Origin of the sequence: Arthrobacter sp. MYb224, assembly GCF_002975455.1 — a bacterium.
GTDB lineage: Bacteria > Actinomycetota > Actinomycetes > Actinomycetales > Micrococcaceae > Glutamicibacter.
Map to the genome: position 1 here is coordinate 138,672 of NZ_PCPU01000006.1, position 24,639 is coordinate 163,310.

General features: G+C 61.2%; 26 protein-coding genes. 10 read left to right on the forward strand and 16 right to left on the reverse strand.

Features of this window, described 5'->3' with window-relative positions; genetic code table 11:
• The first annotated feature begins 84 nt into the window (after window positions 1–84).
• Window positions 85–708, forward strand: coding sequence for a TetR/AcrR family transcriptional regulator (locus CQ017_RS12775; RefSeq protein WP_105554024.1), 624 nt, complete (start codon window positions 85–87; stop codon window positions 706–708).
• A 62-nt stretch (window positions 709–770) separates the two neighbouring features.
• Here the strand turns inward: CQ017_RS12775 and CQ017_RS12780 are convergent, their stop codons facing one another.
• On the reverse strand, window positions 771–2,246 hold the full coding sequence (locus CQ017_RS12780; RefSeq protein ID WP_105554128.1) for an acetyl-CoA hydrolase/transferase family protein: 1,476 nt from the start codon (window positions 2,244–2,246) through the stop codon (window positions 771–773).
• Window positions 2,247–2,469: 223 nt separating this feature from the next.
• Window positions 2,470–2,775, reverse strand: coding sequence for a helix-turn-helix transcriptional regulator (locus CQ017_RS12785; protein ID WP_105554025.1), 306 nt, complete (start codon window positions 2,773–2,775; stop codon window positions 2,470–2,472).
• 244 nt (window positions 2,776–3,019) lie between these two features.
• Here CQ017_RS12785 and CQ017_RS12790 point away from each other — a divergent pair, with 244 nt between their 5' ends.
• Together CQ017_RS12790 and CQ017_RS12795 are read left to right on the forward strand one after the other, a co-directional pair.
• Entirely contained in the window at window positions 3,020–3,322 is a 303-nt protein-coding gene (locus CQ017_RS12790) for a PadR family transcriptional regulator (RefSeq protein ID WP_105554026.1), read from the forward strand.
• Window positions 3,323–3,331: 9 nt separating this feature from the next.
• The gene (locus CQ017_RS12795; protein ID WP_105554027.1) at window positions 3,332–3,724 is read left to right on the forward strand and encodes a hypothetical protein; all 393 of its coding nucleotides are present in this window, start codon (window positions 3,332–3,334) and stop codon (window positions 3,722–3,724) included.
• A gap of 71 nt (window positions 3,725–3,795) precedes the next feature.
• Here CQ017_RS12795 and rplI read toward each other — a convergent pair whose 3' ends face one another.
• The 7 genes from rplI to CQ017_RS12830 all read right to left on the reverse strand — a co-directional run bounded on the left by rplI (window position 3,796) and on the right by CQ017_RS12830 (window position 9,969).
• A complete protein-coding gene (gene rplI / locus CQ017_RS12800; RefSeq protein ID WP_096282849.1) occupies window positions 3,796–4,254 on the reverse strand; it encodes a 50S ribosomal protein L9 in 459 nt (152 codons plus the stop codon).
• 17 nt (window positions 4,255–4,271) lie between these two features.
• Window positions 4,272–4,511: a 30S ribosomal protein S18 gene (rpsR, locus tag CQ017_RS12805; RefSeq protein ID WP_026820365.1), complete on the reverse strand. Its 240-nt coding sequence runs from the start codon at window positions 4,509–4,511 to the stop codon at window positions 4,272–4,274.
• A gap of 61 nt (window positions 4,512–4,572) precedes the next feature.
• Window positions 4,573–5,160 carry a single-stranded DNA-binding protein gene (locus tag CQ017_RS12810; protein WP_105554028.1) on the reverse strand — a complete coding sequence of 196 codons (588 nt, stop codon included), beginning with the start codon at window positions 5,158–5,160 and terminating at the stop codon, window positions 4,573–4,575.
• A gap of 58 nt (window positions 5,161–5,218) precedes the next feature.
• Window positions 5,219–5,515, reverse strand: coding sequence for a 30S ribosomal protein S6 (gene rpsF / locus CQ017_RS12815; protein WP_096282853.1), 297 nt, complete (start codon window positions 5,513–5,515; stop codon window positions 5,219–5,221).
• 169 nt (window positions 5,516–5,684) lie between these two features.
• Window positions 5,685–7,781 carry an acyltransferase family protein gene (locus tag CQ017_RS12820; RefSeq protein ID WP_105554029.1) on the reverse strand — a complete coding sequence of 699 codons (2,097 nt, stop codon included), beginning with the start codon at window positions 7,779–7,781 and terminating at the stop codon, window positions 5,685–5,687.
• Between the two features lie 212 nt (window positions 7,782–7,993).
• Entirely contained in the window at window positions 7,994–8,545 is a 552-nt protein-coding gene (locus CQ017_RS12825; protein WP_146112482.1) for an LURP-one-related/scramblase family protein, read from the reverse strand.
• Window positions 8,546–8,688: 143 nt separating this feature from the next.
• The gene (locus CQ017_RS12830; protein ID WP_105554031.1) at window positions 8,689–9,969 is read right to left on the reverse strand and encodes a M18 family aminopeptidase; all 1,281 of its coding nucleotides are present in this window, start codon (window positions 9,967–9,969) and stop codon (window positions 8,689–8,691) included.
• A gap of 311 nt (window positions 9,970–10,280) precedes the next feature.
• On the opposite strand from CQ017_RS12830, the gene CQ017_RS12835 reads away from it, so the two are divergent.
• Entirely contained in the window at window positions 10,281–10,700 is a 420-nt protein-coding gene (locus CQ017_RS12835) for a lipopolysaccharide assembly protein LapA domain-containing protein (RefSeq protein ID WP_105554032.1), read from the forward strand.
• A 65-nt stretch (window positions 10,701–10,765) separates the two neighbouring features.
• Here CQ017_RS12835 and CQ017_RS12840 read toward each other — a convergent pair whose 3' ends face one another.
• The 7 genes from CQ017_RS12840 to CQ017_RS12870 form a co-directional block, all read right to left on the reverse strand.
• The gene (locus CQ017_RS12840; protein ID WP_105554033.1) at window positions 10,766–11,467 is read right to left on the reverse strand and encodes a response regulator transcription factor; all 702 of its coding nucleotides are present in this window, start codon (window positions 11,465–11,467) and stop codon (window positions 10,766–10,768) included.
• A 3-nt stretch (window positions 11,468–11,470) separates the two neighbouring features.
• A complete protein-coding gene (locus CQ017_RS12845) occupies window positions 11,471–12,760 on the reverse strand; it encodes a sensor histidine kinase (RefSeq protein ID WP_181148320.1) in 1,290 nt (429 codons plus the stop codon).
• A 38-nt stretch (window positions 12,761–12,798) separates the two neighbouring features.
• A complete protein-coding gene (locus CQ017_RS12850; protein WP_105554035.1) occupies window positions 12,799–13,629 on the reverse strand; it encodes an ABC transporter in 831 nt (276 codons plus the stop codon).
• A complete protein-coding gene (locus CQ017_RS12855; RefSeq protein WP_105554036.1) occupies window positions 13,629–14,561 on the reverse strand; it encodes an ABC transporter ATP-binding protein in 933 nt (310 codons plus the stop codon). The genes CQ017_RS12850 and CQ017_RS12855 overlap by 1 nt, the downstream gene beginning before the upstream one ends.
• 128 nt (window positions 14,562–14,689) lie before the next feature.
• Window positions 14,690–15,724, reverse strand: a complete 1,035-nt coding sequence (locus tag CQ017_RS12860; RefSeq protein ID WP_105554037.1) for a YdcF family protein — start codon at window positions 15,722–15,724, stop codon at window positions 14,690–14,692.
• Window positions 15,725–15,739: 15 nt separating this feature from the next.
• A complete protein-coding gene (locus CQ017_RS12865) occupies window positions 15,740–17,158 on the reverse strand; it encodes an NAD(P)/FAD-dependent oxidoreductase (protein ID WP_105554038.1) in 1,419 nt (472 codons plus the stop codon).
• Window positions 17,155–18,609, reverse strand: a complete 1,455-nt coding sequence (locus CQ017_RS12870; RefSeq protein WP_105554039.1) for a glycosyltransferase family 87 protein — start codon at window positions 18,607–18,609, stop codon at window positions 17,155–17,157. Before CQ017_RS12870 ends, CQ017_RS12865 begins: the two co-directional genes overlap by 4 nt.
• 230 nt (window positions 18,610–18,839) lie before the next feature.
• On the opposite strand from CQ017_RS12870, the gene CQ017_RS18150 reads away from it, so the two are divergent.
• The 6 genes from CQ017_RS18150 (at window position 18,840) to CQ017_RS12895 (ending at window position 24,638) form a co-directional block, all read left to right on the forward strand.
• Complete coding sequence (locus tag CQ017_RS18150) at window positions 18,840–18,992, forward strand: hypothetical protein (protein WP_181150391.1); 153 nt, start codon at window positions 18,840–18,842, stop codon at window positions 18,990–18,992.
• Between the two features lie 123 nt (window positions 18,993–19,115).
• Window positions 19,116–20,282, forward strand: a complete 1,167-nt coding sequence (locus CQ017_RS12875) for an acylneuraminate cytidylyltransferase (RefSeq protein WP_105554040.1) — start codon at window positions 19,116–19,118, stop codon at window positions 20,280–20,282.
• A gap of 32 nt (window positions 20,283–20,314) precedes the next feature.
• On the forward strand, window positions 20,315–21,208 hold the full coding sequence (locus CQ017_RS12880) for an N-acetylneuraminate synthase family protein (protein ID WP_096282878.1): 894 nt from the start codon (window positions 20,315–20,317) through the stop codon (window positions 21,206–21,208).
• Window positions 21,209–21,289: 81 nt separating this feature from the next.
• Entirely contained in the window at window positions 21,290–22,276 is a 987-nt protein-coding gene (locus CQ017_RS12885; protein WP_096282880.1) for a glycosyltransferase family 2 protein, read from the forward strand.
• Window positions 22,273–23,616: a polysialyltransferase family glycosyltransferase gene (locus CQ017_RS12890; protein WP_096282882.1), complete on the forward strand. Its 1,344-nt coding sequence runs from the start codon at window positions 22,273–22,275 to the stop codon at window positions 23,614–23,616. Before CQ017_RS12885 ends, CQ017_RS12890 begins: the two co-directional genes overlap by 4 nt.
• Window positions 23,613–24,638, forward strand: coding sequence for a hypothetical protein (locus CQ017_RS12895; protein WP_105554041.1), 1,026 nt, complete (start codon window positions 23,613–23,615; stop codon window positions 24,636–24,638). Before CQ017_RS12890 ends, CQ017_RS12895 begins: the two co-directional genes overlap by 4 nt.
• Window position 24,639: the final 1 nt, after the last annotated feature.

The following is a 24,639-nucleotide window of genomic DNA, read 5'->3' on the forward strand; positions in this document are numbered from 1 at the left end:
GGACGCGTGCGGGACAACGGGCAGAGCCCGCTGAGTCGCACGCGTCATTCTTGCCCGCAGCTCAATCGCGGAAGGATCTCCCCAATGCCCCTGCGCACCCCGACCCACGGCGGCAAGCACTCTCCTCGTGCCAACGACGAAACCGGAGCCTCCGCACGCACCCGCATCCTGAATGCAGCCGAACAGCTGTTCGCGGCGCAAGGCTTCGATGGGACCCCTACCTCGCATATCGCCAGGGATGCCGGCGTACCCAAAGGGCTCCTGTTCTACTATTTCCCGGCGAAGTTCGCCCTGCTCACGGCCTTGCTGGAGGAACGCCTCCAGGGCACGGAGATCGATTCCGGCGCGCTGGCAGTTCCCGGCGATCCTGCCTCGGGCCTCGTGATGATCGCCGAACGCTACTGCGCGGAGCAGGCGCGCTCCACCATGCTCCGGGTGGTGCTGTGGCGCGAACAGCATACCCACGCGGAGGTGGCGGCAGCCTTGGCAAGCTATCTGCATGATTTGGAGCAGTCAATCGAGCAGCTGCTGAGCCTGAGCGTGAGTTCCGCGGTGGATCAGCGATTTCTGCAGGCCGCCAGCCGGCTCTGGGCCGGCTATTTGAGGACTCTGCCGTTGCCGGGCGCGGCAACCGGCGGGCAGCGGTCCGCCATGGAGCTGCGCCTGGCCGCGGACCTGGTCTGCTCCGGGATGAACTCGGGGCAGTGAACGCGCGCGAGCCCGCGAGAACCCAAGGGTTTTCGCGGGCTCGTTGCACGGTATGCGGCGGACTACTGGGCCAGGCGCATATCCCCGGTTTCGTAGTAGCGCTGGTGCCAGCTCAAGGCCTCGCCAAGCAGGTGCGGGGTGTGCTTGCCGTAGCTTTCGCTCCGGGCCCGGTCGAAGTAGTCCTGGAGCATTGGGCGGTACGCCGGGTGCGCGCACTTGTCGATAATCAGCTGGGCGCGCTGCTTCGGCGACAGCCCGCGCAGGTCGGCCAGGCCCTGTTCGGTAATCAGGATCATGGTGTCGTGCTCGGTGTGGTCCACGTGGCTGGCCATGGGCACGATGCCCGAGATCTTGCCGCCCTTGGCCACCGACGGAGACATGAACACCGACAGGTAGCCATTGCGCGCAAAGTCGCCCGAGCCGCCGATCCCGTTCATCACATGCGAGCCGAGCACGTTGGTGGAGTTCACGTTGCCGTAGATGTCCGCCTCGATCATGCCGTTCAGCGCGATGCAGCCCAGCCGGCGAATGATCTCCGGGTGGTTGGAGATTTCCTGGGCGCGCAGCAAGATGCGATCGCGGTAGTGGGCCACGTGCTTGTTGAACTCGTCGATGCCCGCCGCCGACAGTGAGAAGCTGGTGGCGGAGGCGAACTCGATGGTGCCGTCCTTGATCAGCTCCAGCATCCCGTCCTGGATGACCTCGGTGTAGGCGGTCAAGCCCTTGTAGCCGCCGCGGGCCAGGCCTGCGAGCACCGCGTTGGCAATGTTTCCCACGCCCGACTGCAGTGGCAGCAGCTTCTCGGTGAGCCGTCCGGCGCGGATCTCGTAATCCAGGAAGTCCAGCAGGTGATCGGCAATCTGCGTGCTGGTCTCGTCCACCGGGGCAAAGGGGCTCAAGCGGTCGGGCGCGTCGGTTTCGACGACCGCGACCACCTTGGTGACGTCGATGTCCAGGTATTTCTGGCCGATGCGGTCGCGCACCGTGGTCAGGTTGATGGGTTTGCGGTGCGGTGGCAGCGCGGTGCCGTAGTAGATATCGTGCATGCCGTCCAAGGAGGCGGACTGCTGAGTGTTGACCTCGATGATGATCCGGTCTGCCATTTCCAGCCAGGTCTTGTTATTGCCCACCGAGCTGGAAGGGATCAGGTCGCCTTCTGCGGTCACCCCGACGACCTCGACGATAGCCACATCGATCTTGCCGTAGAAGCCGAACCAGGCGTGCTGGGCGACGTGGGACAGGTGAATGTCCATGTACTCCATGTTGCCGTCGTTGATGCGGCGGCGCAGTTCCGGATCGGACATGTACGGCAGGCGCAAATTCATGCCCTCGGCCTTGGCCAGCACTCCGTCGAGCTCGGGGGCGGTCGACGCGCCGGTGAGCACGTTGATCTTGAAGTCCTTGCCCTCGCCATGCTGGCGTTCCATCTGCGCCGCGAGCGCGCCGGGTACCGCCTTGGGGTATCCCGCACCGGTGAAGCCACTCATGGCCACAGTCATGCCGGGTTTGATAAAAGTTGCCGCCTGTTCGGCACTCATCAAACGGTCAACAAAGGCTCGGTGGTGAATACGCTCGTGCAAAATAACCCCTTCTAAACTTCCTTGTGATGCAGGTCTATAACCTGCATCTCACCGGAATACTTTAGCCGTTATTCGCCTGCAGTTAGACCTCTACCAGGCCTTATCCGCGATAGGTGGGGATATTAGCGACGAGGTGCGTCCAATTTGCGCCGACCGGTCTAGCCTGCGGCGGCCCCTTGGCCTAGTTCAGGTCCACGTGAATGGTTTCGCCGACAACCCTTGCCTGCAGCCTGCCACCCATCGCTTCGACGTAACGGCGCAAGGTTGCGAACTGCACGCGATCGATATCTCCGGTTTCCATGCGGGCCACGCGATCAACGCTGAGCTTCAGCGATGCGGCCAGTTCCACCTGGCTCATTTGCGCTTCTTCGCGCATTTCGCGTAGTGACAGCTTGCGGGATTCTTCCTGCACGGTACGCCGATGCTCGGCAACCGCGTCGCGCTGGGAATCAGTTAATACATCTGGATCGGCATACGCAAAGCCCATGTGTTCCACCGCTTCTCTTTATTTAGGTCAACCATAGCCACTCTCACATTCGAGGCTATGGGCGGCAGCAGCGTTCCCCAATGATTATGACGACATTAGTTCCGGTCAATTTGGTGAATTATGGGCCAACACAGGGTTTCGCCATGGCATGGAATGTAGTTAAGCGCGAACGACTAGGGAAAATCGGGAAATATCATCCGAAAGCAGGATGAAAACCTAGCTATGTAAGAATCATACTTAAGGGATGGACGAGAATAAGGTAGTTCATCAAATCAGACGGTCCATGCTGCCCGTCGTGATCTTGAGCCAATTGCTCCAGGGGCCAAGCCACGGTTATTCAATGCTTTCAAAATTCGATGAGCACGGCATCACGGGGATCAAGAGCGGCACCTTGTACCCCCTGCTACGCGGCATGGAAGAGGCCGGAGATATCGCAGCCGAGTGGGAAATCGCCGACCGCGGACCGGCGCGCAAGAACTTCAAAATCACCGAACAGGGCCAACAGACCCTGCAAGAAATTCGACTCTGGCTACGCCAGATTGGCTAGGAGCGCCTTATGCAAGATATTGACACTTACCTCGAAGAGCTGCGCTTCAGCCTTTCACTGCGCAACCTGAACGCCGACACCATTCGCGATATTCTGCGCGAAGTGAGCTCAGAGTGCAATAACTACGAAGAGGCAACGGACAACTTCGGCACGCCAAATGACTACGCCGGCAGCTTCCCCAAAAAGGGCGCGGCAAAGGGGCATCAAATGTTCATGATGATCGGAGTGGCCTTGGGAATACTGTGGCCAGCATTTCAGCTGATCGATCGCGCCCAAGACCCCGATGGGCTCAACGGGCTCGGAACGATAGCCAAAACCTGGCTCCCAGCGTTGGGCTTTATCGCACTTGGAATCCTCATCGACTTCTCACGCGCGCTAAGCCGTTCCCGGAAGACCCGCTAAACGCCAATGGGCGGTGCACTCCCCTTGCGGAGAATGCACCACCCATTGAGAAGAGGTGAGTCTAGGCAGACTTACTTCTTGGCAGCAGCTACAACCTGAAGCTTCAGGTTTGCAACAACATCCGCGTGAATGCGAACGGTTGCGCTGTAGTTGCCAGTCGACTTGATGTGGTCGTTGACCTCAACGTTGCGCTTGTCGATCTTACCCAGACCGGCAGCCTCAACTGCGTCAGCGATGTCAGCGGTCTTAACGGTGCCGAACAGGCGGCCGTTAGCGCCAGCCTTGACGGTGATCTTCACCGGCTGGGACTTCAGCTTCGCCGCAATTGCCTGAGCTTCCTCAAGGTTTGCAACGGCACGAGCGGCACGAGCAGCCTTGATGGACTCAACCTGCTTCTCACCGCCCTTGGTCCACACGAGTGCGAACCCGCGTGGAAGGAGGTAGTTACGGGCGTAGCCGTTCTTTACCTCAACAATGTCGCCCGCAGCACCCAGACCGGATACTTCGTGAGTCAGAATGATCTTTGCCATTTTGCTATCCCTCTTCCTTAGCCTCGGCCAGCGCCGGAGTAAGGCAGCAGGGCTACTTCACGTGCGTTCTTGATTGCCTGTGCGATCTTGCGCTGTTCCTGAACCGATACGCCGGTCACGCGACGAGCGCGGATCTTTCCGCGATCAGAGATGAACTTGCGCAGCAACGCTACGTCCTTGTAGTCGATGACGGTGATGTCAGCGGCCTTCAAGGGATTGGACTTTGGTTTGGGCTTACGGATTTCAGCCTTAGCCATCGTGGAGCTCCTTAGGTTTGGAGCCCGCAGAGAGATCTGCGGGATGGTGAATAAATAATTGTTAGAAAGGTGGCTCGTCGTTGCCTGGGTTGCCCCAGCCACCGCCGCCGCCGTTGTTACCGCCGGAGTTGCCTCCGGTGCTCCACGGGTCGTTGGATGGAGCATTCCATCCACCGCCCTGCTGCGGCTGCTGCTGCGGCTGCTGTGGGGCATTTTGCTGCGGCGCGTTGGAGAAACCTCCACCGCCACCGTTGTTGCCAAAGCCGCCCTGGCCACCGCCGGAGCGCTGGGTGCGGGTTACCTTGGCAGAGGCAAAGCGGAGCGACGGGCCGATTTCATCGACCTCGAGCTCCATGACGGTGCGACGTTCGCCTTCCTTGGTGTCGTACGAACGCGAGCGCAGACGACCCTGGGCGATGACTCGCATGCCCTTGGTGAACGTCTCGGCTACGTTTTCTGCAGCCTCACGCCACACCGATGCACGCAAGAACAGGGCTTCCCCGTCCTTCCATTCATTGGACTGGCGATCGAAGGTGCGAGGAGTCGAAGCGATCGTAAAGTTCGCTACGGCTGAACCGGATGGCGTGAATCGCAGCTCCGGATCGGCGGTCAGATTTCCGATGACGGTAATAACAGTCTCGCCTGCCATTGACTCTCCTTACTCAGAATGAACGTTTGTCGTACAACGGAAGATGTTGCCAGCGTAATTAAACGCGGGCCTCTTCCGGACGGGTGACCTTGTGGCGCAGGATCTGCTCGTTGATCTTGAGCTGACGCTCAAGCTCGAACGAAGTAGCTGGATCCGCGGTGTAGTTCACCACGATGTAGATGGCTTCTGCCTTCTTCTGGATCTCGTAAGACATCTTGCGACGTCCCCAGATATCGACCTTCTCGATCGATCCACCAGCAGCGCGAACAACCTCGAGGTACTTCTCGATGGTTGGTTCTACGGTGCGGTCATCGACCTCTGGATCGATGAGGACCATAAGTTCATAAGCACGCATGTGAACCCACCTCCTTTGGGCTAAACGGTCGCGGCATTTCCGCAACAGGAGGTTCTTGCGTTATCCGTGCTCCGCGGCACCCAAGTTTCGGGCGTGCAGTAGCACAGACCTTTCAATCCTACCCGAGATGTCGGTCGGGGCAGAACCCTTGGTGTCCTAGATCATGAACTCATTTTTGCTCGCCGTCCATTGCAGCTTCCAGACGCTGACCGAAAACCGGCGCCAGTGTGCGCATATAGGTGTCCGAGACATGATGCTTATCCCGGTAGACCAGCACATTTCCGATGACCGCCGGGCAGCGCTGGTCGATGCAGAACTGATCGCTGAAATCCAGCACCTGAACCCGCGGCTCAAGCTTCGCGGCCTGCCGCGTGGCATCCCCCTCTTCGAAGGCGGACTCCTTGTCGAAGGAGCACTGCTCGGGGTTGGAGGAGTGTTCCTCCACGCAGTCGCGTGCATAGGAATCCTGCGGCGGCCGCGGCGTATCAACCACCGCGTACACCTGGCGTCCTGCGTTTTCTAGCTTGCCCCACTGCTCGGCGTATCCCTGAGCCGCGTCCCCGACGAAGCTCGCGCCGCCCCAGTTGGCCGCAACGACCGCGTTGAGGTCCTCGCGTTCACTGAGTTTCTTCAGTGTCTGCTCATTGGCTTCGGCGCAGTTGATCCCTCCCTCGCGTTCGGCGGTGCGACTTTCGGCGCTGAACGGGCAGGAGTTCTTCAAATAGGTCACGATCTTCCAGCCGCGCTCCTTGGCGTGGCCGGCGAGCGCCTCGAACCAGTGGGCCGCGTGGGAGTCACCTACTAGGGCCACCGTAAAGGTGGCGTCCTTGCTGCCGAATTCGCATTCCTTGATCTGGGTGGATTGCGGGTCTTGCACGCATTCGCCTAGATCCGGCTGATCATCTTCGGCCGTTGCCGGCACTGGAATGATCTGGGGCTGATCTGCCAGGTAGGCCGGGGCGCCAGCGGATACGGAGGCGGCGCCGAAGCCGGCCGGCGGGTTCTGCAGCAGCGCCGCGACTTGTTGCTGCTCGCGCTCGATCGATTCGCGCTGCGCTACGCCCGGAATCAGCGCCACGGACGCAACCACCGCGATCATGGTGGCCCCTGCGAGCAGCGAGCGCTTCGCGGAGGCCGCCACTGGCTGCCAATGTCGTGCCGGGGTTTCGACGAAACGCAGGCTGGCCCAGGCCAGCGCCAGGGATCCTGCCATAAGCGCCAATGATTCCACCGGGGTCGGATCATGCCCGGTGAGATGGGTGGCGAAAACTATCAACGGCCAATGCCAGAGATACAAAGAGTATGAGGCCAACCCGATCCATTGCACCGGAGCAAAATTCACTAGCGCGTGCAGCGAACCGGGACCCGAGGTGGTGCCTGCGGCAATGATTGCCGCACAGCCAAGCACCGGAACGGCGGCAGCGATTCCGGGGAATACGGTCTGCGCGTCATAGCTGAAGGCCGCACCGAGAATTGCGGCGAGCGCGAGCAGCACCAGCCCATTGCGCACCGACCAGGAGCTGACCCAGCGCGGAAGCGTGAAGGCGCCATTGGCATGCCCATCCGCTGCAAGGGCGAGCAGCCCTCCGGCCGCTAGTTCCCAGATGCGCGTAGTTGTCACGAAGTAGCCCGCGGCGTCCCCGGAATATCCGGTGAAGATCGAATAGCCCAAGGAAAGCAGTGCGATAACTGTAAAGGCGATCCACAGCATCCGGCGGCGGGAGGCAAAGCGATCGGCTCGCGGGCCGGGGAGGTTGTGTTTGACCAGCAGGCAGGCCGCCAGCACCAGCAGTGGCCAGAACAGGTAGAACTGCTCCTCAACCCCTAGGGACCAAAAGTGCTGCAGGGGTCCGGGTGCCTGCTCGGACGCAAGATAGTCCACGGAATCCGCGGCCAGCACCCAGTTCTGCACCGAGAAGGCCGAGGCGAGGCCCTGCACGGTCAGTGTCCCCCACTGGGTTTTGGGGAAGATGGCCAGGGCCGCCGCAACGACCACCAATATGACGAGCATTGCGGCTGGCAAGATCCTGCGGGCACGCCCGGCGAAGAAGGAGGCCAGGTTCACCGTCCCGGTACGCTGCGCCTCCCGCAATAGGTGCGAGGTGATCAGGAAGCCGGAGATCACGAAAAAGATGTCCACGCCAATATAACCGCCGGGCAGCAGTCCAGGCTCCAGGTGGTAGGCAACCACCAAAAGGACCGCGAGGGCACGCAGCGCCTGGATCTCGGGCCGGAAGTTCTTGGGGGCAGCAGGAGGGGAGCTCATAGAGTTCTATCCGACCACCGCCGGGTTAACGGATAGTAACTATCCGATGACTCGCAGGCCATCGGCAGGTACCAATCCCCTGCGCCGGAGCTGCAAGAAGCCAGAGAATCCGTATCTCCATGCACCTGCCGCTCCGGGGCACTGCTGGCTCGATATCAGGCTTCCCTGCCTCGCCGATGCGCGTGCCCGGGAGCTAAGGTGCGGGATTCTGCTCAGCTACTACGTTTTTGCTTCTCCCGAATGAGGTCGAGGGCCAAGATCGACCCGATGACGGCCTGACGCTGCCCAATTGTGAGGCTTGGGGCAAGCCGCAAGGCATAGGTGGATTTACCGAGCAGGGCATTGCCCACACCCGACCATTCGCGCGCAACGCTGGCTAGCACACCCGCCGCTCCGGTGACTTGGAAATCGAATCCCCAAATATCACCGGACATTTCCAGCTCCTCACCCTGAAAATCGATGGTGATTCGAGTTTTGAAGAAGGTGATTCGCTTGACCAGACTAGCCAGCGGATTGCCCGGGCCATCTAGGATTTCCAAGCGGTCGCGGCCTAAGGTCATGGTGTCTTTCACCTGTATGACCGGATTGTCTGGACCGTCAAAAACCGTAAGCTGCCGGGCCCCGGCAAACATCCGGCCCAGCGCGCTGCCACCCGTTTCAACGTGGGCAACCTGCACGCCAGCGCCGTCCCTGATGGCGAAGTCATTCTTCGAGATGTTTTTGGTCTGCTGGAACACCAACAGGTCCTGAGCGAAGATCGTCATGAAGGCGATTATGCCATCAAGCGCCGCGGTACCTCGAGGCTCGAAGTTGCCAGCGAACTCAGCGGCAACGACCAACTCAAACTCCAAATGAACTCGGAATCAAAGCAAGATCTTGAGTTCATTTGGAGCTGAGATCATTTTCCCTAGGCTCCGAAGAACTCGCGGGAGACCTTCGAGAGGTACCAAGGATCATCCACGCCGCACATCTCGCGGGCCGAATGCATCGATAGCAGCGCGACGCCTACGTCCAGGGTGCGGATGCCCAAACGGGTGGCGGTCAGCGGGCCGATGGTCGAACCGCACGGTACCCGGTTGTTCGAGACGAACTCTTGGTATGGAACTCCTGCGTTCTCGCACCAATTCGCGAAGGCAGCTGCCCCGACTGCGTCGGTGGCGTAGCGCTGATTGGCGTTGATCTTCAGCAAGGGTCCGCCGTTGAGCTGCGGTCGGTTGGCCGGGTCATGGCGCTCCGCATAGTTCGGGTGCACCGCGTGGCCGGCATCCGCGGAGAGGCAGACCGAGGCCGACATCGCCCGGGCGGTGTCTTCGGTGCTCGCGCCGAAGGATGCCTGGATCCGGCCCAGCAGTTCTTCCAAGAATGGTCCACTGGCACCGGAACGCGATGCCGAACCGATTTCCTCATGGTCGAAGGCGGCGAGCATGGCGATGTGGTTGCCCGATGGGTTCCGCGAGTAACCGGTCAACGCAATCAGCCCGGCATGCACGCTAGTGAGGTTGTCCAGTCGTGAACTGGCGAAGAAGTCCTTGCCGTGGCCGAATACCTCGCCACGCTGGGCCGGAGCGGTCAGCACGTCATAGCCTGCAACCAAGCCCGGGTCCACGCCCGCTGCGGCCGCCAGAATACCTAGAATGTCTGCGTCTGCCAGCTCCCCGGCGCCGAAGATGGGGTTGGTGTGGGCCTGCTTGTCCAAGGTCAGGCCGTCGTTGACCTGGCGGTCCAGGTGAATCGCGAGCTGCGGGATGCGCAGCAGTGGTTCGGTCTGAGCCAGGTGCACGGACCCGTCGCGCAGCACCAGACGTCCGGCGAGCACCAGTTCGCGGTCCAGCCAGGAATTCAGCAGCGGACCGCCGTAGACCTCAACCCCTGCCTGCCACCATCCATTGGAGCCGGTGGTTGGTTTGGGCTTGAGCTTAAAACCGGGTGAATCGGTGTGCGCACCGAGGATGTGGAAACCGCTGGTTGCGGTGGCGGCTTCGGGCTGGACCCAGGCGATGACGGCGCCGTCACGCACCACATAGTAGGAGCCCGCGCTCAGCTTCCACGCGGCCGATTCGTCCAATGCGGTGAAGCCCGCGGCATCCAATCGTTTGGCGGCGCTGGCTGCCGCGTGGAAGCTCGACGGGGAGGTCGCTACGTATTCGGCCAGGTCTGCAATGTGGGCCATTGCTGCGGCTTGTGCCATAACTGGGTGCTCACTTCTTTCATCAGGTTTCGGTGTCGGCCTGAATTGCCGAGCTTTGTCCAGCTTAGTGGGCTTCTGCCGTTAGCGGCTATGCCAACGAATGCACCATGGAGTTTTCAGCAACTTGCCTGCGGATCCTTGGAGTCCGGGCTGGCTTGGCGCATACGGGCTGACCCGATGCATGGCTCAACTTCGGCATTCTTGATCATCGAATAGCTCTGACCAGCGAATCAAAAGGTATTGCACTTGACGAAGTGCCCATATTCGGGCAATGCTGGCAGAAAGTAGCCAACTAGGAAACGAGCGAAATCATGACATCGACTCCTCACAGCCCAGATGAGATCCCGGTTGGTCACGAGCCAACACCAGATCCAGACGAAGTTGCGGTAACAAAACCGGTAACCGGTCCGGTCGACCAACCGAAAAAATCCAAGGGTAAGACCCCGCCACCTGAACCGGAGGCCAAGTTGCCTGTCACCAGGCTCGGACGGATCTGGACGGCATCCGTGCTGGGGCTCATTGTCCTGGTGCTGCTCATCATTTTCATTGCCCAGAATCAGGATCAGGTGACGCTGCGCTACTTCACCTACGAAGGCCAGGTAAATCTTGGACTGGCGCTCTTCATTGCCGCCGTCGGCGGTGGCTTGTTGATTGCTGCAGCTGGGGCTGCCCGCGTGATTCAGTTGCGCGCCACCGCCAGGAAAGAGCGCAAGGCTCAGAAGCGCCGTTAAGCGCAGAATCGCTGTTGGCGGCACCCTATACGGGTGCCGCCAACGGCGATTTTTTTGCGAAAGCCTTAGAAGTCCAGCCCCTGCGAAGGGATGACCAATCCTGTCTCGTACGCATAGACCACGGCCTGCACCCTATCTCGCAGATGAAGTTTGGTCAGGATCCGTCGCACATGCGTTTTGACCGTCGCCTCGGAGAGGAAAAACCGATGCGCAATCTCCGCATTGGACAACCCCTCGGACAGGGCGCGCAGCACTTCCTGTTCACGAGGCGTCAGATCATCGAGTAACGGATCGCGTTCCACAGCCTCCGCATTCTTCGCAGGCTGGCCTTTAGCGCCGTTGCGCACATAGGTCTCAAGCAGTCGCGCGGTCACACGCGGTGCAACAACCGCGTCCCCCGAAGCAACCAGCCGTACCGCGGAGACCAGCTCCTCTGGGGCCACATCCTTGAGCAAGAAGGCACTGGCACCGGCCTGCAAACCGGAAAACGCGTACTCATCCAGGTCGAAGGTGGTCAAGATGATGATCTTCGTTTCCGGATGCTGCTTGGCGATCCGTTCGGTCGCCTCAAGGCCATCCATCTTCGGCATGCGCACATCCATCAGCACCACGTCCGGGGTCAACGCCGCGGTCTGCGTCAACGCTTCCAGGCCATCTGCAGCCTCCCCAACGATATGCATATCGGTTTCGCCTTCGAGAATCAGCCGGAAGCCCATGCGCAGCAGCGGCTGATCGTCGACCAGCAACACTTTAATATTTTCTTCCATGAGCTACTCCTTGGGACTTGGATTCTGCGTGCTGTATTCGGGCAATTGCAAGGAGGCTTTAACGATCCAACCGCCGTTGGCCGCCGGCCCTGCGTTCACCGTTCCGTCAAAAAGCGCCACGCGTTCACGCATCCCGCGCAGTCCCTGACCGGTGCCGACACTTGGCACACGGGTTGCATCACCGTCATCGATGATTTCGATCCGCACCTGGCTCGCACAGCGTTCCATGCGCACCTGCACGTTGCTGACATTGTGGGCGTAGCGCAAGGAGTTGGTCAATGACTCTTGGATAATACGGAAGATCGTCAGCTGGAAGGCGGCGTCCTCGGGAAGTTGCTTTCCGGTGTATGTATAGGTCAGCGGCAATCCTGCAACACGGAAGCCCTCAAGCAATTGGTCGAGGCTGCCTCCGGTTGGTTTAAGCTCTGGCTCACCGGTCTCGTTCTGGCGTAAGACCCCGAGCATGCGGCGCATGTCGGCGAGCGCCGCCCGGCCGGTGCCCGAGAGTTCTTTGAGCACCTGCTCGGAACGTTCCTGGTCGCGCCGCCCGACCACGCGCGCCCCTTCGGACAATGCAATCATCACCGAAAGCGAGTGGGCGACCACGTCATGCATTTCGCGGGCAATACGGTTTCGTTCCTGCACCTGGGCAAGGCGCGAGACCTGTGAGGCCCAATGGTTGAGCTCGGCCTCGTGAATGCGCGCATTGCGGATGTTCGTACCGATAGCCGCGGCGGCGGCGTAAATACCAATCAGGAATCCGCCGGTGACACCGATGAGAATACCGGAAGCCGCAGCGTCATCGAGGTTTTCTTCATCTGGTTCCGCGGTCAGATCCGAAAGGTCCGGGTAACCCATCAACACCATCATCAACAGTTGGAAGCAGCCGGCGAGCAGCGCGATGGGGATCGCGCGCCGTCCAGAATAACTGGTTCCCACCGTGTACAGGGCGATGGTCATGCCGACCCCGCCCATTCCGCCGCCTTGACCGGCAATTAATATGCCGACGAATTCAAGGACAAAAACGATGCTCAGCACGGTTAGCGGCGCCTTGCGACGCCAGAGCAGCACGAGCCCGATACTCACCGTCAGCAGCAAATACAGCGCCGGAGGTACCTGTGGCAGATAGGCCATCATGACGGTGTTGGGGAGCGCCAAGAAGAAGTAGATTACTACGGTTCCCACAACGACCACACGCGGATGGGTGCGCAGGTACCTGCGTACCCGGCCCATCCGCTTGGCCGCCAGCTCGTCGAAGGAGACTATCGGCTCCTGCAGCGATGTTTGGCTCATGTCATCCAGTCTAGTTTGCTCAACTGCTACAACTCTTCTTAGACGTCTCGGCTCTTCAACAGCCAAGCACCCAGAATGAGCGGAATCAGCGTCCATCCGGCTACCCCGAGCAGCTGCTGCCACTGCTCAAGCTCGCTGGGGTAGGACAGCGGCATAGCCAATGACATGCTCAGATTGTCCGGAAGGAAACGGACGATGTCCTGGACCCAGTCGGCAACCAAGGTGAGCAGCCCGGTGACCGCGGGAAGCACAAAGAACAACGCCACCAGCGAGGTAATTCCACCGGCAGAGTTGCGCAGCAGTGCACCCAGAGCCAAACCGATCAGCGCAGCCATTACCACGGCCAAAACTCCGTACCAGAGCACGTTCTGGAAATCGCCGCCGAAGTAGTCCAGCTCCATGTTGTAGTTCTTGGCCAATGGCATGCATACCAGGTAGGCAAGTGTGCTTCCGATGACCTGGACTACGGCGCAGAGCAGGGTAATCAGCGTAGCCTTGGCGGCGAAGACGCGCAGACGCTGCGGGCTGGCCAAGAAGGTGCTCACCGCCGAACCGGTGGTGAATTCGCCGCTGATGAGCAGCACGCCCAAAACACCGAGGATCAGCTGGGAGAACGCCAGGCCGGAACCCACGAGTTCTGCGGTAAAGGCCGCACTTGACATGTCCGGGGCGCCTGGCACCGGTGGGGCCTCGCCGGCAAAGGAGCCAACTCCCCACACGCCAATTGCGGCAATGCCCATATTGAGCACGATCGCCACAAGCAGCAGAATACGAGTGGAATTCAGTGAGAAGAAACGAATTGATTCCGAACGCAGCACACCACCGAAGGTGACCTTGCCGCGTGTTGGGGTTGCGAGCTGGGTACTCATTAGTTCGTTCCTCCGGCAACTGCTTCGTTGAGAATTCGTGATTTGTATTCGACCTCGTCGCGGGTCAATTCCATGTACGCGTCTTCCAGGGTCCGCTGCATTGGACGCAACTCGCTCAGCACGACTCCGGCTTCCAGGGCGCGGCGGCCGATCGATTCGGAATCCGGGCCGGCGACGCGCAAGGTTTCCGCATCCAGACGGGTCAATTGCACCCCATCGGCTGCCAAGCTGCTCATCAGCAGCTCCAGATCGCTGGAGCGGACAATGGTTTGCGAGAGCCCGTCATCGATGAACTCGTTGATCGGAGCATCCGCAAGGATCCGGCCGCGGCCGATCACAATCAGATGATCAGCGGTCTGCGCCATCTCGCTCATCAGGTGCGAGGAGATGAATACGGTCTTCCCCTCGGCCGCCTGCTGGCGGGCCAGGTTACGCACCCAGGCGACACCTTCCGGGTCCAGTCCGTTAACCGGTTCGTCCAAGATCAGCACTTGCGGGTCCCCGAGCAGCGCCGAGGCGATCCCCAGACGCTGTCCCATGCCCAGCGAGAAGCCACCAACCTTCTTGCGGTTAAGTTGGCTCAGGCCGGTGAGTTCCAGAACCTCGTCCACCCGGGAAGTGGGAATTCCCCCGGTGGCCGCCATGGATCGCAGGTGGGAGCGCGCGGAGAGCGACTTATGTACCGATTTGGCTTCAAGTAGCGCGCCGACCTCGGTCAACGGGTGTTTAGAGGAGGCGAATTTCCGGCCATTGACGGTGACCTGCCCAACGGTCGGCTTGGCTAGCCCCACGATCATGCGCATGGTCGTTGACTTGCCCGCGCCATTAGGGCCGAGGAATCCGGTCACCATTCCCGGCTGCACCGTAAACGACACGTTGTCGACTACGGTTTTCGCACCATATTTTTTGGTTAACTCATGTGCCTGAATCATACTTCCAGTTTAGAAACCGCACAGTTGGAAAGCACCGCCCCGAATGCTGATCTTGGCTCTCACTCCAAAGACTGAGCCAGCAGCTCGGCGGCGATGAGCATACACCTATAGGTGCACGTATTTGCTGCTTAGAGCACCTGGTCGTAGTTCAACAGAAGCATCAAGGCCCCGATGACCACCGCGGCGAAAGGCAGCGCTAGCAACCCCATGGTCAGCTTATGATCCCGCACGATGGCCACGCATTCGCGCAAGAAGGCGCTCGGCCGATAGTAGGCCGCGGTCTTGCCGCCGAAAGCCCGTGCGTCCAACCCGAGCTGGCGAGAAGCAAAGCCTGCACGCAGCGCATGATAGTCGCTGGTCACCACCCACAGTTGGCCTTCGACTTTCTGCTGACGCACCAACGCATCGGAGAAGACCAGATTCTGGATCGTGTCCTTTGCCTGATCTTCAACCATGATTTGCGCTTCGGGTATGCCCTGCTCTTGCAGGTAGCGTGCCATGCTGACGCCTTCGGGCTCCACCTCGTCGCCACCTTGCCCACCGGTCGGAACCAACAAGGGTTTAGGCTCGGACGCGGTTTCGTAGAGCGAGATTCCCCTATCCAATCGACCGCGCAGCAAGGGAGTGACTTTGCCTTTAATGGTGCGTGCCCCCAGTACTACCACCGCGGCTGCTTGCCCCTTGGAGGGGAACTTCGCCTGCACCCAGGCATAAAGCAGCAGCATCGAGAAGAGGCAAGCGGCCAAGGAGGAGGACATGAACAGGACAAAGGCGAACGCGTAGGCCCACCAAGTATTAATGGACAAGATCACAAACGCCGAGACTGGCAGGCCAAGGACCGCCAGGCCCGCGACCAGCGAGAGCAGGTTCGACATCCTTGGGCCTTCACGCCGCCACATCACGACACCGTTGTGGATTAACGCTCCGGCAAACACGATAAAGATCAGTGGAGCCAGCAAGAAGACCAGCACAAGCACCAAGCCGAGGCCGGGCACCAGGCTGGTCAGTAAGTTGATGCTCAGCGAGATACTCCCCAGCACCAGCGGAAAGAGCAGTATCGCGTTGCTCAACCGGCGCGGATCCTTGCGGTACCGAATGATGAAGACCGCCCACACGATCAGCAAGATGAATGCCGGGAAAACCCCGAAGTACGTCGAATCCATCAAAGTCCTCAGTTCTTAGCTTCCCAGAGAGTATTCGCGACGGAGCATTGCCTTGGCGCCGAGGTAGCCGGCCATGCCATGCACCGAGGGGCCCGGAGGCGTCGCCGAAGAAACCAGGTACAGCCCCTTGGACTGCAAGTACCACGGCTCCGGGGAGAGCCGGGGGCGCATGATGCTGCCGAGCAGATCCATGGTTCCACCCGAAAGGTCACCACCGACCAGCGCGGCATTCTGTCGTTCCAACCCGGTGGCCGGAACGACATAGCTTTCCCTGACTAAGTCGCTGAAGCCCGGGGCCGCGGCTTCGATTTGAGCGGTGATTTGGCGCTTCATATCGGCGGCAGAGCCCAATGGCACATGGCAGTAGGCCCAGATGACCTGTTCTCCACCCGGAGCCCGCGAATCATCGAAGACCGAGGGCTGGGCAACGATCAGGTATGGATGCTCGGCGGTACGCCGGTTGGCGATGCGTTCGGCCCGGCCGATTTGGCGAGCGGTCCCGCCTAGGTGGACGGTACCGGTTTGGCCGAGGACCGGGTCCTTCCATGGAACCGCTTCACGAAGCACAAAATGTATCAGGCAGCTCCCCGGCGAGCGCCGGGTCTGGGACAACGCCTTGGCTAGTTTCTCGGGAATTCTGCCGCTGGTCAGGTTCGCCGCGTCTTCGGCAGAGGTGTCGAGCAGGATAGACTCGGCAGCCAACTCATCAACATGCGACACCTTGTGCCCGGTATGGATTTTGCCCCCGTGGGCGGTGACTTCCGCGGCGAGCGCGTCCGAGATGGCCTGCGACCCTCCGCGCGGGATAGCCCATCCCTGGCTGTGGGCCGCGGCCGCGAGAAATAGCCCGGCCCCGGCGTTGGCCGGGCCGCGCGATCCGCCAGCCACATGTGCGGCGCAACCGGCATAGAGTGCGGCCGCCTGCGGGAACTTCCCTGAGAGCACATCTTTCAGCGCCATGCCGCCGAGCGTTGCGGCGCCAAAGATGCCCAGGGTCAACGGATGCGCCGGCACCCTCAGCAACGGGTTCAGCAAGGTGTCCCCCAGCTGCGTCATTCGGTCCACCAAAGGGCCAAGCAACCGGGTATAGGCGACCCCGTCCCGTGCGCCCAGGTCCTCACCGGTGCGCTTCAAATCCCGCCAGGCGTAGGCCGTGCGTTCGTCAAGGACATGCGCAAAAGATAGCTCCGGGACAATGAAGTCGACCCGTTCGTGCACGTTGAGCTCATGCATCGCCTCGGAGAGCATCGCCATCGGATGCACCGCGCTACCCAGGTCGAACTTCGCGCTCGAGCCCTCCAGGGGCTGAGTTCGCGCGGCCCCGCCGATCGTTTCATTTGCCTCGTAGACCTCAACTTGCAGTCCCGCTCGGGCGGCCACGGCGGCGGCGGCCAGGCCATTGGGTCCCGAACCAACCACTGCAATCGAGCTCATACCTGTTGCTCCTGAGAAGTATTAGTGGACTTGCGCAGTCCGCGCAAGGTGAAAACGTCTTTGGCTCCGGCGAAGGCACCAGCCAGCGGGTCCTCCTGGCCTACCGCACGGATTGGATCGCGGCGCGGGTCAAGGATCGAGCGCACCACCTGGAACATCAGGTAGGCAAGCATGCCCATATGCGCGAGCACCAGCACCACGTAGCCGATTTCCGGGAAGGTTTTATGCGGGTCTTGCTCTCCGGAGAATGCATCGAGATAGTTCCATAGCCCGTAGAAGTGGGCGACCTCCACCATCATCCAGACCAGGAACAACCGCCAGCGTGGCAGTGCCAGCGCGAACAACGGAATCAGCCAGACGATGAACTGCGGAGAGTAGACCTTATTGACCAGCACGAAGGAGGCGATGATCAGGAATGCCAGCGACCCCAGGCGCGGAGTACGCTTGGCCAGCAGACCGAGCACCGCAACACCGGCGCAGCAGCTGAAGAACAGAATCAGGCCGTAACGGGAGATCTGTTCTGCCTCGAAGGTACCCATGGAATCGGTTTTTGCTGCCACCGCGTTCCACGCGTGCCAGAAACTTGAAAGCCCGGCACCGCGTTCCGAGGAAAAGGTGAAGAAGTGCCTAAAGGAGTCCGGATAGGCCAGCGCGTAGGGCAGATTTACCAGGACCCAGGTGGCCGCGGCGGCGCCGCCGGTCACCCAGAAGACCTTGAGTTTTCCGGTGCGAAGCGCGATCACCAGTATCGCGCCGAGGATGAAAAACGGGTAGATCTTCATCGCCGCGCCCAAGCCAATCAGCACCCCGGCAAGTACTATGCGTCCGCGGGCGAAGGACAGCATGCCCATGGCAAGCAGTGCCACGGCCCACATATCCCAATTGATGCTCGCGGTCAGGATGATGCCCGGGGCGATCGCCACCATCGCCGCGTCCCAGGGACGGCGCCCGCCCATGCGCAGCGTGCACACCACGGTGACCACCCAGAGGATCGCCACGATGGTCAGGTTCATATCGAAGTAGAGCAGCGAGCGGTTCTCCAGACCCTGCGGGACCAGCGCGGCAACCGCCGAGGCCACCGCGCTCATCAGCACCGGGTATTCGAATTCGGCCCCGCTGCTGAACGGAACCCACGGGTTGTCGGCGAATCCGCGCGCCCCGAAGAGCGGCACCCAGTCGGTGTAGCAGGCATATACGTAGGGGTTGGAACCGCCCCAACCATTAAGCCTGCAGGGGTTCTTTGCCAAGAGCATGAACAGCGCGCCGAGGGTGGTCAGCAGGATCATGACGCGTTCAACACTGAAGAATCCGGGACTAACTCGCCCCGGATCGCTGCGGCGACCCAACGGGCCACCGATCAGCGCGGTGAACTGGCGCAGGAATCCGTCGGCCCGCGAGGGGACGGTAATCCGCAGCGGACCACGCTGGCTCGGTTTATTCGGGGCACTCATAGGTTCCAGCCTAGTTTGCCGGGGCACCGCACTGCACCATTTAGTCCGTTGATTCGGTTATTCGCACCGCTTCCATCGACTTCGAGCAGGCGGCAGGATGCCACTATGCACAGTCAATCCAAGGAAAGCCTGGGCCAGCCGGCGCAACTCCTCCGGGCGATCACCTAAGCCATCGACCGGCGCGAGGAAGTTTTCGCGGCAATCGAAAAGTCGATTCGCGCGCCGCGGCCGTGGCGAGCCTGGGCAACCTGTTGCAGGTAGACGAGTCTGGCACCCGGGCCGTCCTTGATATGCAGGCCCGCCGCTTCGCCGGTGAAGAACGCCAAAAGCTAAACGAACACTTGACCGTGCTGCGCGCCCAACTAGCGGCCCGGGAACCGTAAAACGACTGGATAAGCTCAATGACATGGGCATACAGGGTTTTCCCAGCAAGCTAAACCTGTTCTTCACCCTGCGTTAACCTGATGTAGGGCAGGTGGCCAACTCGGCTTCCTAGGCTCATGGATGTGAGTAAAACCGACAAGCCCAGCGTCCTAGCGATCATCCCAGCCCGGGGTGGTTCCAAAGGCGTCAAGCTCAAAAATCTACGCACCATCGGGGGCATCTCCCTGGTGGGCAGGGCCATCCTTGCGGCGCGTTCTGCGACGACAGTCAGCGAAGTCGTGGTCAGCACCGATCATGAACAAATCAAGGCCGAGGCCCTCGCCTACGGGGCCACCGTGATCAGCCGACCGGCAGATATCGCCGGAGACACGGCTAGCAGCGAAGCGGTGCTTCTCGATGTTTTGTCCAAGGTCTCCGACACTCCGGATATCACCTTGTTCATTCAATGCACCAGCCCGCTGATCGATCCTGCGGACCTGGACGCTGCGGTGGGCGCGGTCCGCGACGGCGGAGCCGAAGTCAGCTTCGCCGCGGTACCCGACCATGGATTTCATTGGACCGCCGATCCCCAGGGGCTCGCGCTGGCCAGCGGACATGACGCGGCGAACCGGCCGCGCCGCCAAGACCGCGAGGCACGCTGGCTGGAGACCGGGGCGTTCTACGCCATGGAGACCGCCGGGTTCCAGGCAGCCAAGCACCGGTTCTTCGGCCGAGTTCGCATCTGCGAGGTCGCCGCGGAACACGGGATGGACATCGACACCGAAGCGGACCTGGCGCTGGCGCAACTGCGCGTCCCGCAGCACAGCGAACCGATCCTAGTTGATGCGGTAGTCACCGATTTTGACGGGGTGCATACCCCGGACACCGCCTACGTGGACGAACACGGTACCGAAACCGTGCGCGTCTCGCGCTCCGATGGCATGGGCGTGGCCCGGCTACGAGCGGCCGGCGTGAAGTTCCTGATCCTGTCCAAGGAACGCAATCCGGTAGTCGCCGCCCGAGCGGCAAAACTGAATGTCGAGGTAGCCCACGGCATCGACAACAAGGCCGAATACCTGGCCCGCTGGCTGGTCGACGAGTCGATCAACCCGGCCCGCGTTGCCTATGTAGGCAATGACATCAATGATCTGGCACCTATGGAGCTGGTCGGCTGGCCGATCACGGTCGCCGACGCCAGCGACGAGGTGCATCGAGCCGCACGGCACCGCCTGACCCGCCCCGGCGGGAATGGTGCGGTCCGTGAGCTCGCCGAGCTGGTCCTCGCGGCCCGCTCCAATCCTCAAGTTTGAATTCCCAAGTTTTCCCAATGAAAGGCAAGTCAATGACCTCCGTGAACACCGAAATCAAGCCAGTAGCCATCGGCGAATCCCTGCTCGGCACCGGCCAGCAGGTTTACGTCATCGGCGAGATCGGCATCAACCACAATGGCGACATCGAGATCGCCAAGCAGTTGATCGACGTCTCGGCCGAGGCCGGCGCCAACGCGGTCAAGTTCCAGAAGCGCACCCCGGAGATCTCCACCCCGATGGACATGCGCGACAAGATCCGCTCCACCCCATGGGGCGACATGACCTACCTGGACTACCGCTACCGCGTCGAGTTCGACCAGGCACAGTACAAGGAGCTCATCTCCTACGCTGCTTCCAAGGGCCTGCACGCCTTCGCTTCCCCATGGGACGTTCCTTCGGTTGAGTTCATGGAAGAGCAGGGTGCAGTCACCCACAAGGTCGCCTCGGCCTCGGTCACCGACATCGAGCTGCTCAAGGCCCTCGCGCAGACCGGCAAGCCAATCATCCTGTCCACCGGCATGTCCACCATCGAGCAGATCGATACCGCGGTGGAGACCCTGGGCACCGACAAGCTGGTTATGATGCACGCAACTTCCACCTACCCATTGCCTCCAGAAGAGGCAAACCTGCGCATGGTCGAGACCCTGCGCGAGCGCTACCAGGTGCCGGTAGGCTACTCGGGCCACGAGCGCGGCCTGCAGATCTCGCTGGCAGCCGTCGCCTTGGGCGCGGTCACCGTCGAGCGCCACATCACCCTGGACCGCACCATGTGGGGTTCGGATCAGGCTTCTTCGCTGGAGCCAAAGGGCTTCGAATCGCTGATCCGCGACATCCGCATCCTCGAGCAGGCCATGGGCGACGGCGTGAAGAAGGTCTTCCCGGGCGAGCTGGCACCGCTTTCGCGCCTGCGCCGCGTCGACGCCTAGCCACGGCACACAACCGGCGGTTGGACTCACCGACGGGTCCAACCGCCGTTTATTTTTGCCCCGCCTAGCCCAGAAGGAACCATGAGTTTGATCCCCGGTCGTATATCAGTGGTGATTCCCGCCTATAACCAGGAGGAATACATCTGCGATGCCCTCACCTCGCTGACCCGCCAAAAGCTGGGCAAGTGGGAACTAGAGGTGCTGGTGGTCGATGATGCTTCCACCGATCAGACCGCGAATCTGGTGCTCGGCTACCAGCAGAAGCTCGAGGGCCTCGAGCTGGTCAGCCTCACCGAAAACGCCGGAGTCTCCGCGGCCCGCAACGCCGGGCTCGAGCGGGCCACCGGCGAATTCTTCACCTTCCTGGACCCGGACGACTGGTACGCTCCGGAACACCTCGCCACCCTGGCCGCGGCCTTGGAAGACCTGCACGTGGACTTCGTCCGCACCGACCACGTGCGGGTGACCGGAACTAACCGGGTGCTGCACCGCGCCCCGCAGGCGCTGCGCGGCCTGCCCCTGAACCCGGCAGATGATATCGAGCCGATCGACTCCCCCTCGATGGTGGACTATGCCTTCGTTTGGGCGGGAATGTATCGCACCGAACTGATGCGCAGCAAGGACACCTACCTGTTCGACGCGGACTTGCACAGCGCCGAGGACCGGCTGTGGCTTTGGAAGCTGCATCTGCGCACCAGCCGCTACGCGGTGATCTCCTACCCCGGAGTGTTCTACCGCCGCGGGTTGCCCGGTTCGCTCACCCAGGTCTTCGACCAGCGCCAGCTCGGCTTCATTCCGGCCTATGCGCGGATCCTGGAGGAGGTGCGTGCCCATGAGCACGCCGACCGCCACCTGCCCAAGGCGATGCGCCAGTTCTTCGCGATCGTGTGCCATCACGAGAAACGCGCCAAGCACTACCCGCCACAGGTGCGGCTAGAAATGAAACAGCAGCTACGAAAGATATTCACCACCATCGACGTTAATATTGCACAACAGGTAGCGCTCGAAATGGATATTGCGCGCCGCCGCCACATCCTTTCCTTCCTTCAGGTCGGGGCCGCTAAATGATCGCTTTAGTCGAGGCCAGCAGCTATTTTCAGTTAGCTTCCCTGGCCGCCATGGCCGACGCCGGACTGCTGCCGCAGGCAGATGAATATGTTCTGGTGCTCGCCAATGGCTCGCAGCTGCCCGAACTGACCACGCCCCTTCACGAAGCCCCGGGATTCGCCGAGCTTGCCGCCCGATTCGATCGGGTGGTGGATTTCGCCGCGCTGATCTCCCCGCGCCGGCCTGCCCAGTTCAACCCGCGCGAAGACGAATTGCTCATCTTCGAACGCTTGCTGCGCAGTGCCTGGGATCTGGGAGACGAACGGCTGACGCTAGTTCTCGAATCGATCCAGGTAAACCCGGCTCGGGCGCTGGCGCGGATCTTCTTCGACGCGTCGATCTGGGTGCATTCGGACGGTCTGATGTCCTACGGTCCGACGCGCAATAAGCTGCAGGTCCCAATGGCCCAGCGCCTGGCCGGGACCATACACGTCGATCTGGTGCCGGGCCTCGAGCCGCAGTTGCTCGCCGAGCAGCAACCATCACGCTTGGTCTTGCAGGGAACCGCGCTGGCGCCGGTCTTTGCGCAACTTGCACGGGAGGCGCAGCTGCAGCTGCCCGAGGGCGCCGCCCTGATCCTCGGCCAGTATCTGGGTTCCCTCGGCCTGATGGATGCCGAGGAAGAACTAGAGCTGCACGAGCAGATGCTCCGAGCCGCCAAGGACCGAGGGCTGCACACCATCTTGTTCAAGGCCCACCCGTCGGCCAGCGCCACCTCGGCGGCCCGATTGCGCGCCCGCGCCCAAGACCTCGAGCTGGATTTCCATCTGCTCGATACCGATCATCTGGCCGAAACCGTGATCCTCGCGGCGAAGCCGGAAGTTGTCATCTCCTGCTTCTCCACGGCGCTGGTCACCGCCCACTATGTGCTCGGTACGCCGGTTCAGGCCGTGGGTACCGCCAAGATGCTGCAGCTTCTCGCCCCCTATGAGAACTCGAACCGTATTCCGCTATCGATCATCCACGGGCTCTTTGTCCAGGACCTGCCGGCTCCCGCTCGCGCCGGAAGCATCGACATGCTCAGCGACTTGCTCGGTGCCATTTCTTATTGCATGCAGTCCACGCAGCTCCCGCATTTGCGCCCGGTCGCCGAGGCTTTCCTCGCCGAACACTACGGCGTGTTTTCCGCCCACTTCAAGCGTCGACGCATCACCAAGCTTGCGCTGCCACCGCAGTGGGCCCACTTGCAAGCACGTCGTTCGGTGCCGGCCAAGGTCCGTGGCGTATCCCGCCACATGCTGCGCCACGGCTCACGGACCTTGGACACCATGTCCAAATCCCTGAGTCGACTGGCAAAATGAACGATACGATGATCAAAATTTCCCAACCCGACACCCAGGAAGTGCCACGGCCACGCTTTGGCACCGCCCATGTGTGGGTGGAATCTCCCCTGCAGCTGCTCTCGGCCGTGGAAACTCACGCCGCCGGATTGCTCGGCGATGAGGTGCGCATCATTCCGCGGCGCGGGATGCCGCTGGAGGCAACCACCGGCGCACTGCTGAGAAATTCGCCGGCTGGTTTGCACTTCATGCCCGCGGCCAAAAGGCCACCGCAGCCTAGCTCGGCGCGAGACAGGTACGTCACCGGCGATGCCTATTCGGGCCGGATACAGCGCACCATGCTGACCGGGGTCAAGGCCAAGGAAATTGTCATCATCGATGATGGGCTGGCCACGTTGGCGCTGATCCGGCAGCTGGTCAGCGAGGAACCTACCGCTGTGTTGCGCGCCCGCGCGAAGAACACCGCTGCCCGCGTGGGCCTGGGCTTGGCGATGTGGCACCGGCTGCGCGGCTTGGCTCGAGAGGGACGTCTGCTGATCGTCTCTGCCTTGCAGGTTGAACCGGAAATCAGGAAGCGCATGGATGCGCTGGGCATCAAGTTCGCCCAGCACAGGTTCGAGTGGCTAGCTACTCAACCCGTCGCCGAACGATTCACCGAACCGACCTTGCTCATCGGCTCGGCCATGGCGGCGGACGGAATTATTCATGCCGCGCCGTATCTGCAATGGATTCGTTCCATTGCCGCAGAAGGGCCAGTAGCCTTCTTCCCGCACCGCCGAGAGACTCCGCAGATATTGGAAGAACTACAGCAGATTCCCAACGTGGTGCTGAAGGAGCATACGATTCCGATCGAGATGCGATTGCGCGATTTGCGTCCCGGACAAGAAATCAGGGCGCTTCCTTCTACCGTCATTCCCTCCTTGCGCCTCCTGCTCGGTAATGAAGCACGTAACCTGTACGCGCAACCGGTGCCGGATCATTGGTGGACGCCGAGCACCTCGCAAGATCTTCGTGACCATCTATCAAGCTCGTTGAGGGTGTGAC